Genomic DNA, 14,846 nt, shown 5'->3' with positions numbered 1-14,846 from the left:
ATGTGGGCAGTTTAAAAAAGATTAGCCAGTGCATTTCACTATATAAGCACCTATATTTGGCGACAATTCTCGGCAAAAACGCTTTTCACGGAGGCGCATCCCCTATGCGTACCAACACTCAGACCAAACGTGAGCTGGACAAGATCGACCGCAACATCCTGCGGATCCTGCAAGCGGACGGGCGTATCTCCTTCACGGAGCTTGGGGAAAAGGTCGGGCTCTCGACCACGCCCTGCACCGAGCGGGTCCGGCGCCTGGAGCGCGAAGGGATCATCATGGGCTACAACGCCCGGCTGAACCCGCAGCACCTCAAGGGTAGTCTGCTGGTGTTCGTCGAGATCAGCCTCGACTACAAATCCGGCGATACTTTCGAAGAGTTCCGACGCGCGGTGCTGAAACTGCCCCATGTGCTGGAATGCCATTTGGTGTCAGGGGATTTCGACTACCTGGTGAAGGCGCGGATCTCGGAGATGGCGTCTTATCGAAAGCTGCTGGGCGACATCCTGCTCAAGCTGCCGCATGTGCGCGAATCGAAGAGTTATATCGTGATGGAAGAGGTGAAGGAGAGTCTGAGTCTGCCGATTCCGGATTGAGACTTTGTGGTGCCTGTTCAGCCCCCATCGCTAGCAGGCTAGCTCCCACAGTTGAAATGCATTCCAATGTGGGAGCTAGCCTGCTGGCGATTACAGGCGACTCGGTCTCGACTTAGACGAGCACCTGCCGGGTAGAAGCCATGTACTCATGAATCTGCTTCTCCACCCGCGGATGAATCAACTCCACCGGCCCCCGCCCATTCGGGCACGGCAACGTCTTGGTGGTGCCGAACAACCGGCAAATCAGCGGTCGCTCGTCATACACCGTGCATCCGTTGGGCCCCAAGTGCACGCAGTTGAGCTCATCCATCGCCGCATCCTGCTCGGCGCGGGTCTTGCGCGGCAGGCGGGACATTTCTTCCGGCGAGGTGGTCACCGGCCCGCAGCAGTCATGGCAGCCGGGCACGCACTCGAACGAGGGAATCTGCTGTCGCAACGTGCGGATTTTCTGACTGTTGCAGCTCATCGAAACGGTGACCCAAAGCGGACTGGAGCGCGATTCTGACGCAAACGCGCCGATCCAGACAGCCACAACCGACCAGTGTTGCCCGCGCCGGAAGGTCCGGCTTATGCTCCGTCAAATTTTCTAGACACAAAAACCAGGATGATGCGCATGAATGCCCGTGCTCAGCACACCGCCTCTTATTACGCCGCCAGCAGCCTGCCGCAGCCCGATCATCCGGTGTTGAAAGGTGAGCTGGTAGCCGATGTGTGTGTGGTCGGCGGCGGGTTTTCCGGGCTGAACACCGCGCTTGAGCTGGCAGAGCGTGGCCTCAGCGTGGTGCTGCTCGAAGCGCACAAGATTGGCTGGGGCGCCAGCGGCCGTAATGGTGGGCAACTGATTCGTGGCGTCGGTCATGGGCTCGATCAGTTCGCCAACGTGATCGGCACGGACGGCGTGCGTCAGATGAAACTCATGGGCCTGGAAGCCGTGGAAATCGTCCGACAGCGCGTCGAGCGTTTTCAGATCCCTTGCGACCTGACCTGGAAGGTTTCGCCGAAGACGCCGAAGAACTGCGCGACCTCGGCTACCGCTACGAAACCCGATTGCTGCAAGCCCATGAGATGCACAGCGTGGTGGGTTCCGATCGCTACGTCGGCGGCCTGATCGACATGGGTTCGGGCCATTTGCACCCACTGAATCTGGCATTGGGCGAAGCCGCCGCTGCGCAGCAACTGGGCGCCAGACTGTTTGAGCAATCGGCAGTGACCCGCATTGATTACGGCCCGGAGGTGAAGGTCCATACGGCTCAAGGTTCGGTTCGCGCAAAAACCCTGGTGCTGGGCTGCAACGCCTACCTCAACCAACTCAACCCCGAACTCAGCGGCAAGGTGTTGCCCGCCGGCAGCTACATCATCGCCACCGAACCCTTGAGCGAAGAACAGGCACATGAACTGCTGCCGCAGAACATGGCGGTGTGTGATCAAAGGGTGGCGCTGGATTATTACCGGCTCTCGGCGGATCGACGCTTGCTGTTCGGTGGCGCCTGCCATTATTCAGGTCGCGACCCCAAGGACATCGCCGCGTATATGCGGCCGAAGATGCTTGAAGTGTTCCCGCAACTGGCCGGCGCGAGGATTGATTATCAGTGGGGTGGGATGATCGGCATTGGCGCAAACCGATTACCGCAGATCGGTCGACTCAAGGACCAGCCGAACGTGTATTACGCCCAGGCTTATTCAGGTCACGGCGTGAATGCCACGCACCTGGCGGGCAAGTTGCTGGCCGAAGCGATCAGTGGTCAGCAGGGTGGCGGGTTCGATCTGTTTGCCAAGGTGCCGCACATTACCTTCCCCGGCGGGAAGCATTTGCGTTCGCCGCTGTTGGCGTTGGGGATGTTGTGGCATCGGCTTAAAGAGTTGGTCTGAGGGATTTGTGGCGTCAGTGATGACGCCTTCGCGGGCAAGCCTCGCTCCTACAGTTGAACGCACATCCTGTAGGAGCGAGGCTTGCCCGCGAATGGATCTAATGAACACCACAAACCTCAGATCCGCCAGAAAGGCTTAAGCCCCTCATCCCGCGCCTGTTCCCGGCTCAACCCGACATCCCGCAATTGCTCCGGCGTCAGTTCCAGCAACGCCTTGCGCGTGTGCAGACGATGCCAGAACAGACCCCAGCGACTCAGGCCCGACGGTGCGTTGCGCATCAACGCCTCGCGCGTACCGTTGATTTGCCCTGCCGCCAGTTCCTGACTGCGTAACGTCAGCCGCACATCGCTCAAGCCGTTCATTTTGATTGCTCCTGTTTACTTGGGTAGCCAGAGCTTTCATGATGCGCGGACGGCGAAAAGCATTACAGATTCAACCAGCCTGTATTAATTCCATACAGATTTACCGTTTTAACCTCTGAATTACAATTTTTTGCCCGATCTGTACTGGTCAACCGAATCACTCACACCGAGACTGCGCCATGACCCTTTACATCAACCTCGCCGAATTGCTCGGCACGCGGATCGAACAGGGCTTCTATCGCCCCGGCGACCGGCTGCCGTCGGTGCGGGCATTGAGCGTCGAACACGGGGTCAGCCTGAGCACGGTGCAGCAGGCCTATCGAGTGCTGGAAGACAGCGGCCTGGCGATGCCGAAACCCAAGTCCGGCTACTTCGTCCCGGCTAGCCGCGACCTGCCGGAACTGCCGGCGATTGGCCGTCCGGCGCAACGTCCTGTGGATATCTCGCAGTGGGACCAGGTGCTGGAACTGATCCGCGCGGTGCCGCGCAAAGACGTGGTGCAACTGGGTCGCGGCATGCCGGACATCACCACGCCAACCATGAAACCGTTGCTGCGCAACCTCGCGCGCATCAGTCGGCGACAGGACATGCCCGGCCTGTATTACGACAACATCCACGGCACCCTCGAACTGCGTGAGCAAATCGCCCGCCTGATGCTCGACTCCGGCTGCCAACTGACGGCCAACGACCTGGTGATCACCACCGGCTGCCACGAAGCGCTGTCCACCAGCATTCGCTCCATCTGTGAGCCGGGCGACATCGTCGCGGTGGATTCGCCGAGCTTTCACGGCGCCATGCAGACGCTCAAGGGCTTGAACATGAAAGCCCTGGAAATCCCCACCGACCCGCTGACCGGGATCAGCCTCGATGCGCTGGAACTGGCTCTAGAGCAATGGCCGATCAAGGCCATACAGTTGACCCCCAACTGCAACAACCCGCTGGGCTACATCATGCCGGAATCGCGCAAACGAGCGTTGTTGACGCTCGCACAGCGCTTCGACGTGGCGATCATCGAGGACGATGTGTATGGCGAACTGGCCTACAACTACCCGCGACCGCGCACGATCAAATCCTTCGACGAAGACGGCCGCGTCCTGCTCTGCAGTTCCTTCTCCAAAACGCTGGCACCCGGCCTGCGCATCGGCTGGGTTGCACCGGGCCGCTATCTGGAGCGGGTGCTGCACATGAAATACATCAGCACCGGCAGCACAGCGCCGCAACCGCAGATTGCCATCGCCGAATTCCTCAAGGCCGGTCACTTCGAGCCTCATTTGCGGCGGGTGCGCGCACAATACCAGCGCAATCGCGACATCATGATCGACTGGGTCAGCCGCTATTTTCCCGCCGGCACCCGCGCCAGTCGGCCGCAAGGCAGTTTCATGCTCTGGGTCGAACTGCCCGATGGCTTCGACACCCTGAAACTGAACCGCGCCCTGCATGACCAAGGCGTACAGATTGCCGTCGGCAGCATCTTTTCGCCCTCGGGCAAATACCGCAATTGCCTGCGGATGAACTACGCTGCCAAGCCAACACCACAGATCGAAGACGCGGTGCGCAAGGTCGGCGCGGCGGCAATCAAACTGCTGGCGGAAAATGAGAACTTCACTGACTGACCTTTAGCCGAGATCCAGCGTCCATATGTCGACACCTGCCGCCAATCGGACCGATCCCACGTGAGAGTCAGACAGCCCCTACTCGCTCTGCTGCTACTCGCCTCGCTCCTGGGCGGTTGCGCCAGTCTCGATGTTCAACGCGAACCGAGCCAGGCGCTGCCCGCCAGCGACTCGGCATTCGGTCGATCAATCCAGGCCCAGGCCGCGCCCCATGAGGGCAAGTCCGGCTTTCGTCTGCTGTCCAATAGCGGCGAAGCGTTCATGGCCCGTGCCGAGCTGATCCGCAACGCCCAAAGCAGCCTCGACTTGCAGTACTACATCGTCCATGACGGCATCAGCACACGGATGCTGGTGGACGAACTGCTCAAGGCTGCCGACCGTGGCGTACGCGTGAGAATCCTGCTCGACGACACCACCAGCGATGGCCTCGACTGGATCATCGCCACGCTGGCGGCGCACCCGCAGATCCAGATCCGCCTGTTCAACCCGCTGCACTTGGGCCGCAGCACCGGCGTAACGCGGACCATGGGCCGGCTGTTCAACCTGTCGCTGCAACACCGGCGCATGCACAACAAGCTGTGGCTGGCGGACAACAGCGCCGCCATCGTTGGCGGCCGTAACCTGGGGGACGAGTATTTCGATGCCGAGCCCAACCTGAATTTCACCGACATCGACATGCTCGGCGTCGGCCCGGTCGCCGAGCAGCTGGGCCACAGCTTCGACCAGTATTGGAACAGTGCGCTGAGCAAGCCGATCGATGAATTCCTGTCGAGCCGACCGACGCAAAAGGACCTGCAAAACACCCGCACGCGCCTGGAAGAATCACTGGAAGAGACGCGCAAACAGAATCACGCGTTGTATCAGCGGCTGATGACTTACACCACAAACCCGCGCATGGACATCTGGCGCCGGGAGCTGATCTGGGCCTGGAACCAGGCGTTGTGGGACGCACCGAGCAAGGTTTTGTCAGACGGCGAGCCCGATCCTCAATTGCTGCTGACCACGCAACTGGCGCCAGAGCTTAACGGGGTCAGCAAAGAGCTGATCATGATCTCGGCTTACTTCGTACCGGGTCAGCCAGGGCTGGTTTACCTGACCGGCCGCGCCGATGCCGGGGTCTCTGTCAGCCTGCTGACCAACTCGCTGGAAGCCACCGATGTACCGGCGGTGCACGGCGGCTACGCGCCCTATCGCCGGGCATTGCTGGAACATGGCGTGAAGTTGTACGAATTGCGTCGCCAGCCCGGCGAAGGCGGCGGCAGCGGGCCGCATATTTTCTACAGCAAGCCATACCGGGGTTCCGATTCGAGCCTGCACAGCAAAGCGATGATCTTCGACCAGCAGAAATCCTTCATCGGCTCGTTCAACTTCGACCCGCGCTCGCTGCTGTGGAACACCGAGGTCGGGGTGCTGGTAGACAGCCCCGAACTCGCTGTCTATGTGCGCAAGGCGGCGCTGGAAGGTATGGCGCCGCCTCTGAGTTATGAGGTGAAACTGGAAAACAATCAGATCGTCTGGGTGACCGAAGACGACGGAAAAATGCACACATTGACCGATGAACCGGGAAGCTGGTGGCGCCATTTCAATGGGTGGATGAGCACCGCCGTGGGACTGGAGAAGATGCTCTAACCCACAATAAACACCCCTGTAGGAGCGAGCCTGCTCGCGATGGTGTGTCAGCCACACAGGTTTGACTGACACACCATCGCGAGCAGGCTCGCTCCTACATTTCGGGGTCAGGCAGGTTCAGCAACCGTGCCGAACGCACCTTGGCGCGACAGCAAAATCACCAGTCCGAACGCCCCCGCCGCCATCAACAACGGCAACGCATGACCGCTGATCCACTGACTACCGGCGCCAGCCGCCAATGGTCCGACCAGGCAACCAATGCCCCACAACTGCGCAATATGCGCATTGGCCCGTACCAGCGCATCGTCGCGATAACGCTCGCCAATCAGGATCAGCGACAAGGTGAACAAGCCCCCGGCACTGGCGCCGAACAACACCCACAATGGCCAGATCAGCAACGTGTCGATCAGCAATGGAATCGCCAGGCTCGAGAGCATCAGCACCACAGCGCAACCGGTGAACAACGTACGTCGCGACAAGCGATCCGCCAGTGCGCCAATCGGCAATTGCAGCAAGGCATCGCCCACCACCACGGTGCTGACCATCGCCAACGCGATTTCCGTGGTAAAGCCCTGGCGCAGGCAATAGACCGGCAGCAAGGTCAGGATCATCGCCTCGAACGCCGCGAACAGCGCCACGCCCCAAGCAATCGCCGGCAGACCTCGGCAAAAGCCCCACAAGTCGCTGAAGGTCACGCTGCAGGCTTCGCTGGTCGGCGCACCGCTGCGGCCGAGCAACAGGAACGGCGCCACCGTCAGCAAACCTACGCCGACCCAGAATCCATAATCGTGCTCAGTCCCCAGAACACCCAACAACAAAGGCCCGGCCAGCTGACTCAGCGCATAGCTGCTGCCATACAGCGCCACCAACCGGCCGCGCCATTGCTCGACCACCAACTGGTTGATCCAGCTTTCACCCAAGATAAAGACGAGGGTCAGGATCACCCCGATCATCAGCCGCAGCACCAGCCACACCGGATAACTCGGCAACAGTGCCAGCAAACCGATGGAGGCCGCCCCGGCCCACAGGCACAAGCGCATCAGATTGGCCGTGCCGAGGCGAGCCGCCAGATGGCTGGAGATCTTCGCCCCCAGCAATACGCCAATCGCCGGCATCGCGGCCATTACGCCGATGGCAAACGAACCGTAACCCCAGCCTTCCAGGCGAAACGAAACCAGCGGCATGCTGACACCCAGGGCCAGGCCGACACTCAAGACAGACGCCAACACGGCGAAATAAGTCGCCCAACGCATGTTCCACGCTCCTGTGGATATTTTTTGTGCAACACAAAACACTGTGGGAGCGAGCCTGCTCGCGATGACGGAGCAACATTCAACATTTTCGTCGACTGTTACACCGCAATCGCGAGCAGGCTCGCTCCCACAGGGGATTCGCGTCCTGAGGGGGAACCTGTTTTAGACAGGCTCCCCTACTGGCTTACAACTTGATCCAGGTCGCCTTCAGCTCGGTGTACTTGTCGAACGCATGCAGCGATTTGTCACGGCCGTTACCCGACTGCTTGAAGCCGCCAAACGGTGCGGTCATGTCGCCACCATCGTACTGGTTGACCCACACGCTACCGGCACGCAATGCACGGGCGGTCAGATGCGCCTTCGAGATGTCCTTGGTCCACACCGCAGCAGCCAGGCCGTAAGGCGTGTCGTTGGCAATCGCGACGGCTTCTTCGGCGGTATCGAAAGCGATGACCGACAGCACCGGGCCAAAGATTTCTTCCTGGGCGATTTTCATCGCGTTGCTGACGCCGTCGAAAATCGTCGGCTCAACGTAGGTGCCGCCGGTTTCCTGCAGCGTGCGCTTGCCGCCAGCAACCAGTTTGGCGCCGTCGGTGTGGCCGGATTCGATGTAGGACAGCACGGTGTTCATCTGCTGGGTGTCCACCAGCGCGCCGACGTTGGTCGCCGGGTCCAGCGGGTTGCCCGGCTTCCAGGCCTTCAAGGCCTCGATCACCAGCGGCAGGAATTGGTCCTTGATCGAACGTTCGACCAGCAGGCGCGAACCGGCGGTGCAGACTTCGCCCTGGTTGAAGGCGATGGCGCCCGCAGCCGCTTCCGCAGCTTCCTGCAGGTTCGGCGCATCGGCGAACACGATGTTCGGGCTCTTGCCGCCAGCTTCGAGCCAGACGCGCTTCATGTTCGATTCGCCCGAGTAGATCAGCAGTTGCTTGGCGATCTTGGTCGAACCGGTGAACACCAGCGTGTCGACATCGTTGTGCAGGGCCAGGGCCTTGCCGACCGTGTGACCGTAGCCCGGCAGCACGTTCAGTACGCCTTTCGGGATGCCGGCTTCAACGGCCAGCGCCGCGATGCGGATGGCGGTCAGCGGTGATTTTTCGGATGGCTTGAGGATCACCGAGTTACCGGTGGACAGCGCCGGGCCGAGTTTCCAGCAGGCCATCATCAGCGGGAAGTTCCACGGCACGATGGCACCGACAACGCCAACCGGCTCGCGAGTGACCAGACCCAACTGATCGTGCGGGGTCGCAGCGACTTCGTCGTAGATCTTGTCGATAGCCTCACCGCTCCAGCTCAGGGCTTGCGCCGCGCCGGGAACGTCGATGTACAGCGAATCGCTGATTGGCTTGCCCATATCGAGGGTTTCAAGCAGGGCCAGCTCTTCGGCGTGCTGTTTCAGCAGGCCGGCAAAACGGATCATGGTGGCTTTGCGTTTGGTCGGGGCCAAACGCGACCAGGCGCCGGAATTGAACGTGGCGCGAGCGTTTTCAACAGCGCGCTGGGCGTCGGCGGCGTCACAGCTGGCAATCTTGCCCAGCAGACGGCCATCGACCGGACTGATGCACTCGAAGGTCTCGCTGGAGACGGCATCAGTGTATTCGCCATTGATGTAGGCACGGCCTTCGATCTTCAGATCGCGAGCCCGTTGTTCCCAATCGGCACGAGTCAGGGTGGTCATTCGAGTGTCCTCCTCTTATTGAATACGAGCGCCCCGCGTTCTTCGCGGACGTCCCCAGGAATTCTGCCCAGCCAGCCTGCAATTCGGCTGAAGGCAACCGTCACCCTAAACCAGTGGCCGGGGTTGTTTCAATATATTTGACATAAGGTCGGTAAACGGCCTTGCGGTGTTCATTTTAATAAACATAGACTTTAGGCTTTCCAGCCATCTTTCCAGCCACTCGCGCCGCAATCACGGGGGATAACAATAATGAGCATCCAGAATATCGTCGATTTTAGCCAAGCCACTACCGAGCCCGAGCGTTACAGGCCGGACCCGGCGAAAATCTTGAAGGGCGACCCCGAGCAAGTGGTTTACAACCACTACAACAGCCCTTGCGGCCAGTTGAATGCCGGCGTGTGGGAAGGCGCGGTTGGCCAGTGGACGGTGAACTTCACCGAGCACGAATACTGCGAAATCGTTCAGGGTGTTTCAGTGCTGCGTGACCTCGACGGCAATGCCAAGACACTGCGCGTGGGTGATCGCTTCGTGATCCCGGCGGGCTTTCGTGGCACCTGGGAAGTGCTGGAGCCGTGCCGCAAGATTTATGTGGCGTTTGAACAGAAGGCCTGAAGACTTGCGTTGTTCGGGCCGGCCTCTTCGCGGGCAAGCCTCGCTCCTACAGTGGATTGCGTCCGCCCTGTAGGAGCGAGGCTTTCCCGCGAAGGGGCCCTAACAGGAAACGCAAAACCCTCAGGCAACAAAAAAGGCCCGTATCTCGCGATACGGGCCTTTTTCGTAAGAGGGAAAAATCAATTACTTGATTTTGCCTTCTTTGTAGATCACGTGCTTGCGAACAACCGGATCAAATTTCTTGATCTCGATTTTGTCCGGAGTAGTGCGCTTGTTCTTGTCGGTAGTGTAGAAGTGACCAGTACCGGCGCTCGAAATCAAACGAATCAATTCACGCATGATTAGCTCCCTTAGATCTTGCCAGCGGCGCGGATTTCGGCCAGCACGACAGTGATGCCACGCTTGTCGATGATACGCATGCCTTTGGCAGATACGCGCAGACGCACGAAACGTTTCTCTTCTTCAACCCAGAAGCGGTGATGCTGCAGGTTCGGCAGGAAACGACGACGGGTTTTGTTGTTTGCGTGGGAAATGTTATTCCCAGTCACCGGACCCTTACCGGTAACTTGACATACTCTCGACATGCCTCAGCCCTCTAAAACCACATGCCCAACCCGGCATGGGTTGGCCGCTTAATCTCTCAGTCATTTGGCGCCAGGCGCCGCGTTTCTTTAGAGGTCTTACCGGCTACACCTACAGTGAAGGAACCGGGCCCCTAGAAAAGAGCGCTGCTTTATACCAGAAAGACTGAGGTGCAACAACATTCCGTGCGCACCGACTTGATAAAAACCCCATTTTTCAGGCTGCGAGCGCCTTGGGTAAAGGCTATCGTCGATAAAGACCGCTCGTCGCAGAAAATCGGCCAACCGGCCAATCCAGGGGTTTTCTCGGCCGGCATTCACCGAAAACGATCGCACATAGTCCCCTTAAAATGAAAAAGGGGATAGTCATTTACAAAAGAGCCCTCTAGGGTAAGCCTTTTCCAGACTGCACTTGCAGATGGGCCTTCGATCTGTAAAGGAATCCGACCATGCGCCTCGCTGCCCTACCGCTGTTGCTCGCCCCGCTTCTACTGAGCCCGCTGGCCCACGCCGCCGCCCTGAGCGTCTGCACCGAGGCCAGCCCGGAAGGGTTCGACGTGGTGCAATACAACTCGCTGACCACCACCAACGCCTCGGCCGACGTGCTGATGAACCGTTTGGTGGACTTCGATACCGCCAGCGGCAAAGTGGTCGCCGGCCTTGCGGACAGCTGGGAAGTCAGCCCGGATGGCCTGACCTACGTGTTCAAGTTGCACCCGCAGGTGAAATTCCACCGCACCGAATACTTCAGTCCGACCCGCGAACTGACCGCCGAAGACGTGAAATTCAGCTTCGAGCGCATGCTCGACCCGGCAAATCCGTGGCACAAAGTGGCGCAGAGCGGCTTCCCGCACGCGCAATCGATGCAATTACCGGCACTGATCAAGAAGATCGACGCGCTGGATCCGCTGACCGTGCGCTTCACCCTCGATCATCCGGAATCGACGTTCCTGCCGACCCTGAGCATGGGCTTCGCCTCGATCTACTCCGCCGAATACGCCGACCAGTTGCTGAAAGCCGGCACCCCGGAGAAGCTCAACAGCCAACCGATCGGCAGCGGCCCGTTCGTGTTCACGCGTTTTCAGAAGGACGCAACGATTCGCTACAAGGCCAACCCGGACTACTTCCGTGGCAAGCCTTCGGTGGACCCGCTGATCTTCGCCATCACCCCAGACGCCAACGTGCGATTGCAGAAACTGCGTCGTAACGAGTGCCAGATCGCCCTCTCGCCCAAACCACTGGACGTACAAGCCGCGCTGAAAGAGCCGACACTGAAAGTCGAAAAGACTGATGCGTTCATGACCGCGTTCGTTGCCATCAACAGCCAACATCCGCCGCTGGACAAGCCTGAAGTGCGCCAGGCGATCAACCTCGCGTTCGACAAGGCCAACTACGTCAAAGCCGTGTTCGAAGACACCGCCGAAGCCGCCAACGGCCCGTATCCGCCAAATACCTGGAGCTACGCCAAAGGCTTGCCGGGCTACGCGCATGACGTTGAAAAAGCCAAGGCATTGATGGCCAAGGCTGGCCTGAAAGACGGTTTCCAGACGACGATCTGGACCCGCCCGTCCGGAAGCCTGCTGAACCCCAACCCAAGCCTCGGCGCGCAACTGCTCCAGTCGGACCTGGCGGAAATCGGCATTCAGGCCGAGATACGCGTGATCGAATGGGGCGAAGTGATCCGCCGCGCCAAGGCCGGCGAACACGACCTGCTGTTCATGGGCTGGGCTGGCGACAACGGCGACCCGGACAACTTCCTGACGCCGCAGTTCTCCTGCGCGGCGGTCAAGTCCGGCACCAACTTCGCCCGTTACTGCAACCAGGACCTGGACAAGCTGATCAGTGCCGGCAAGACCACCTCCGAGCAAGGTGTACGCACCAAGCTCTATGAACAGGCTCAGGCGCAGATCCAGCAGCAGGCGCTGTGGCTACCGCTGGCCCACCCGACGGCCTTCGCGCTGATGCGCAAGGAAGTAGACGGGTACTCGGTCAGCCCCTTCGGCCGCCAGGACTACTCCAAGGTCAACCTCAAATAACAGCCACACGCAAAACCTTGTAGGAGCCAGCTTGCTGGCGATGGCGTCAGCACATTCAACACCCAAGCTGAATTTACTGGCCTCATCGCCAGCAAGCCGGCTCCTACAGAGTCCTGCTACATCCACCCATACTCGGCCATCGACAGCGGGTCACCGTCGCCGATGATGAAATGGTCGAGTATCCGCACATCGATCAAGTCCAGCGCCTCTTGCAGGCGCTTGGTCAGCTTTCGGTCGGCATGACTAGGGTCGGGATTGCCTGAGGGATGGTTGTGGCAAAGGATCAAAGCTGCGGCGTTGTGAGCCAAAGCACGCTTGACCACCTGACGCGGATAAACGCTGGTGCAGTCGATAGAGCCGCGAAACAGTGATTCAAACGCCAGCACTCGATGTTTCGAATCGAGGAACAGACAACCAAATACTTCATGAGGCTCATGTCGCAGCATCGACTTGAGGTAATCACGCACCATCAGCGGATTCTCCAACACGGAGCTGTGGCGCAAGCGCTCAGCCAGATGCCGACGGGCCATTTCCAACACTGCCTGCAACTGCGCAAACTTTGCCGGCCCGAGCCCCAACTGTCCGCTGAATGCCTTTAGATCGGCCTCCAGCAAGGCGCGCAGGCTGCCAAATTGACTCAACAAATGTCGCGCCAGATCCACTGCGCTTTTACCCGACACGCCAGTCCGTAAAAAAATCGCCAACAGCTCAGCGTCCGAAAGGCTCGCCGAACCCAACTCCAGTAACCTCTCCCGCGGCCGCTCGGCCACCGGCCAATCGCGAATACTCATAGCACCTCCCTGTCTGTGGGCGCCGCTGTTCCGTAGCGGTCGCTGTGATATCGTAGCCCATCTTTTTTGTGGGCGATTTCACTCCTGGGGAGGGGGTATCGCTACGCAGTCATCAACGAAATGAAAGGCAGACCTATGCAGCGGCTGTATCGGAAACGCATCGTTCTGGGCGTCGGCGGCGGTATTGCTGCCTACAAGAGCGCCGATCTGGTTCGCCGCCTGATCGATCAGGGCGCCGAAGTGCGCGTGGTCATGACCCGTGGCGGTGCCGAGTTCATCACTCCGCTGACCATGCAGGCCCTGTCCGGGCACCCGGTTCACCTGGACCTGCTGGACCCGGCGGCCGAAGCGGCGATGGGCCACATCGAACTCGCCAAGTGGGCCGACATGGTGCTGATCGCTCCGGCGACCGCGGACCTGATCGCCCGTCTGGCCCAAGGCATCGCCGACGACCTGCTGACCACGCTGGTGCTCGCCACCGACGCCGTGGTCGCCGTCGCTCCGGCGATGAACCAGGCCATGTGGCGCGACCCGGCGACCCAGGCCAACCTGCAAACCCTCGAAAGCCGCAGCATCAAGGCCTTCGGCCCGGCCTCGGGCAGCCAGGCCTGTGGTGACGTTGGTCTGGGCCGCATGCTCGAAGCCGTCGAACTCGCCCAATGCGCGGCGGACTGCTTCCAGCGTCAGGCGCTGACCGGTAAACACGTACTGATCACCGCCGGCCCGACCCAGGAAAACATCGACCCGGTGCGCTACATCACCAACCACAGCTCTGGGAAAATGGGCTTTGCCCTGGCCGAAGCCGCCGTTGAAGCAGGCGCCCGCGTGACCCTGATCACCGGCCCGGTGCACCTGCCGACGCCGGATCGCGTCACCCGCATCGACGTGGTCAGCGCCCGCGACATGCTCGCCGCTTGCGAAGCCGCGATCCCTTGCGACCTGTTCATCGCCTCGGCAGCAGTCGCGGACTACCGCCCGGAAGTCGTCGCCCCACAGAAACTCAAGAAAGACCCTACGAACGGCGACGGCTTGCTACTACAAATGGTGCGCAACCCAGACATTCTGGCCACCATCGCCACGCGCCCCGACCGTCCTTTCAGCGTCGGTTTCGCCGCTGAAACCGAACACCTGCTCGATTACGCTGCGCGCAAGTTGAAAGACAAGAACCTCGATTTGATCGTCGCCAACGACGTCGCCAACCCGAGCATTGGCTTCAACAGCGAAGAAAACGCCTGCAGCGTGATCGACCGTGAGCTCCACGCCACACTTTTCGCCCAGACCAGCAAGAGCAAGATTGCTCGCCAGCTGATCACTTTTATCGCCGAACGTCTGAACCAGGTTTAATTTACATGCACGCTTTGCAAGCCAAGATCCTCGACCCACGCATCGGTACCGAATTCCCGCTGCCGCAATACGCCACCCCAGGCTCCGCCGGCCTCGACCTGCGCGCCATGCTGGAAAAAGACATCGTCATCAAACCGGGTGAAACCGTGCTGATCCCGACCGGCCTGTCCGTCTACATTGGCGATCCTGGCCTGGCGGCGCTGATTCTGCCGCGCTCCGGCCTGGGCCATAAGCACGGCATCGTGCTGGGCAACCTGGTCGGCCTGATCGACTCCGATTACCAGGGTCCGTTGATGGTTTCGTGCTGGAACCGTGGCCAGACCGATTTCAACATGGTGGTCGGCGAGCGTTTGGCCCAGCTGGTTCTGGTGCCGGTGGTTCAAGCGCACTTCGAGATGGTCGAAGAGTTCGTTGAAACCGAGCGCGGTGCGGGCGGTTTCGGGCATTCCGGCAAGCATTGATTTCTGGTTTTCAGGCTGGGCGCC

The 14,846-nt window shown here is 60.1% G+C and carries 14 protein-coding genes and 1 pseudogene; 8 read left to right on the top strand and 7 right to left on the bottom strand.

Features of this window, described 5'->3' with window-relative positions:
* Positions 1 to 104 precede the first annotated feature (104 nt).
* Positions 105 to 593, top strand: a complete 489-nt coding sequence (locus tag IB246_RS05920) for an Lrp/AsnC ligand binding domain-containing protein (RefSeq protein WP_003177284.1) — start codon at positions 105 to 107, stop codon at positions 591 to 593.
* Between the two features lie 112 nt (positions 594 to 705).
* Here IB246_RS05920 and IB246_RS05915 read toward each other — a convergent pair whose 3' ends face one another.
* Complete coding sequence (locus IB246_RS05915; protein ID WP_007947437.1) at positions 706 to 1,059, bottom strand: YkgJ family cysteine cluster protein; 354 nt, start codon at positions 1,057 to 1,059, stop codon at positions 706 to 708.
* A 147-nt stretch (positions 1,060 to 1,206) separates the two neighbouring features.
* Here IB246_RS05915 and IB246_RS05910 point away from each other — a divergent pair.
* Positions 1,207 to 2,462 (top strand): annotated as a pseudogene (locus tag IB246_RS05910) (NAD(P)/FAD-dependent oxidoreductase).
* Positions 2,463 to 2,578: 116 nt separating this feature from the next.
* Here the strand turns inward: IB246_RS05910 and IB246_RS05905 are convergent.
* Positions 2,579 to 2,824, bottom strand: a complete 246-nt coding sequence (locus tag IB246_RS05905) for a DUF1127 domain-containing protein (RefSeq protein WP_008037999.1) — start codon at positions 2,822 to 2,824, stop codon at positions 2,579 to 2,581.
* 179 nt (positions 2,825 to 3,003) lie between these two features.
* On the opposite strand from IB246_RS05905, the gene IB246_RS05900 reads away from it, so the two are divergent.
* Together IB246_RS05900 and IB246_RS05895 are read left to right on the top strand one after the other, a co-directional pair.
* Positions 3,004 to 4,437 (top strand): PLP-dependent aminotransferase family protein, encoded by a 1,434-nt coding sequence (locus tag IB246_RS05900; RefSeq protein ID WP_008038000.1) that lies wholly within the window; start codon positions 3,004 to 3,006, stop codon positions 4,435 to 4,437.
* Between the two features lie 60 nt (positions 4,438 to 4,497).
* Positions 4,498 to 6,066 carry a phospholipase D family protein gene (locus tag IB246_RS05895; RefSeq protein ID WP_008038001.1) on the top strand — a complete coding sequence of 523 codons (1,569 nt, stop codon included), beginning with the start codon at positions 4,498 to 4,500 and terminating at the stop codon, positions 6,064 to 6,066.
* 107 nt (positions 6,067 to 6,173) lie between these two features.
* Here the strand turns inward: IB246_RS05895 and IB246_RS05890 are convergent, their stop codons facing one another.
* Together IB246_RS05890 and IB246_RS05885 are read right to left on the bottom strand one after the other, a co-directional pair.
* Entirely contained in the window at positions 6,174 to 7,319 is a 1,146-nt protein-coding gene (locus IB246_RS05890) for an MFS transporter (RefSeq protein WP_008038002.1), read from the bottom strand.
* Positions 7,320 to 7,503: 184 nt separating this feature from the next.
* Entirely contained in the window at positions 7,504 to 8,997 is a 1,494-nt protein-coding gene (locus tag IB246_RS05885; RefSeq protein WP_008038003.1) for an aldehyde dehydrogenase, read from the bottom strand.
* Positions 8,998 to 9,246: 249 nt separating this feature from the next.
* Here IB246_RS05885 and IB246_RS05880 point away from each other — a divergent pair, with 249 nt between their 5' ends.
* Positions 9,247 to 9,609: a cupin domain-containing protein gene (locus tag IB246_RS05880; RefSeq protein WP_008030568.1), complete on the top strand. Its 363-nt coding sequence runs from the start codon at positions 9,247 to 9,249 to the stop codon at positions 9,607 to 9,609.
* A 183-nt stretch (positions 9,610 to 9,792) separates the two neighbouring features.
* Here the strand turns inward: IB246_RS05880 and rpmG are convergent, their stop codons facing one another.
* Positions 9,793 to 9,948: a 50S ribosomal protein L33 gene (gene rpmG, locus IB246_RS05875; protein ID WP_007894709.1), complete on the bottom strand. Its 156-nt coding sequence runs from the start codon at positions 9,946 to 9,948 to the stop codon at positions 9,793 to 9,795.
* 11 nt (positions 9,949 to 9,959) lie between these two features.
* Positions 9,960 to 10,193: a 50S ribosomal protein L28 gene (gene rpmB / locus IB246_RS05870; RefSeq protein ID WP_003176907.1), complete on the bottom strand. Its 234-nt coding sequence runs from the start codon at positions 10,191 to 10,193 to the stop codon at positions 9,960 to 9,962.
* 446 nt (positions 10,194 to 10,639) lie between these two features.
* Here rpmB and IB246_RS05865 point away from each other — a divergent pair, with 446 nt between their 5' ends.
* Positions 10,640 to 12,226, top strand: a complete 1,587-nt coding sequence (locus IB246_RS05865; RefSeq protein ID WP_008038017.1) for an ABC transporter substrate-binding protein — start codon at positions 10,640 to 10,642, stop codon at positions 12,224 to 12,226.
* Between the two features lie 116 nt (positions 12,227 to 12,342).
* On the opposite strand, the gene radC is transcribed toward IB246_RS05865, so the two are convergent.
* Complete coding sequence (radC, locus tag IB246_RS05860; RefSeq protein WP_008038019.1) at positions 12,343 to 13,017, bottom strand: RadC family protein; 675 nt, start codon at positions 13,015 to 13,017, stop codon at positions 12,343 to 12,345.
* 135 nt (positions 13,018 to 13,152) lie between these two features.
* On the opposite strand from radC, the gene coaBC reads away from it, so the two are divergent.
* Entirely contained in the window at positions 13,153 to 14,361 is a 1,209-nt protein-coding gene (gene coaBC, locus IB246_RS05855) for a bifunctional phosphopantothenoylcysteine decarboxylase/phosphopantothenate--cysteine ligase CoaBC (protein WP_008030577.1), read from the top strand.
* Positions 14,362 to 14,366: 5 nt separating this feature from the next.
* A complete protein-coding gene (gene dut, locus IB246_RS05850; protein ID WP_008030580.1) occupies positions 14,367 to 14,822 on the top strand; it encodes a dUTP diphosphatase in 456 nt (151 codons plus the stop codon).
* The last annotated feature ends 24 nt before the right edge of the window (positions 14,823 to 14,846 follow it).

Origin of the sequence: Pseudomonas sp. PDM01 (assembly GCF_014852325.1) — a bacterium.
Classification (GTDB): Bacteria; Pseudomonadota; Gammaproteobacteria; order Pseudomonadales; family Pseudomonadaceae; genus Aquipseudomonas; species Aquipseudomonas migulae.
This window is presented reverse-complemented; position numbering and strand designations above follow the sequence as displayed.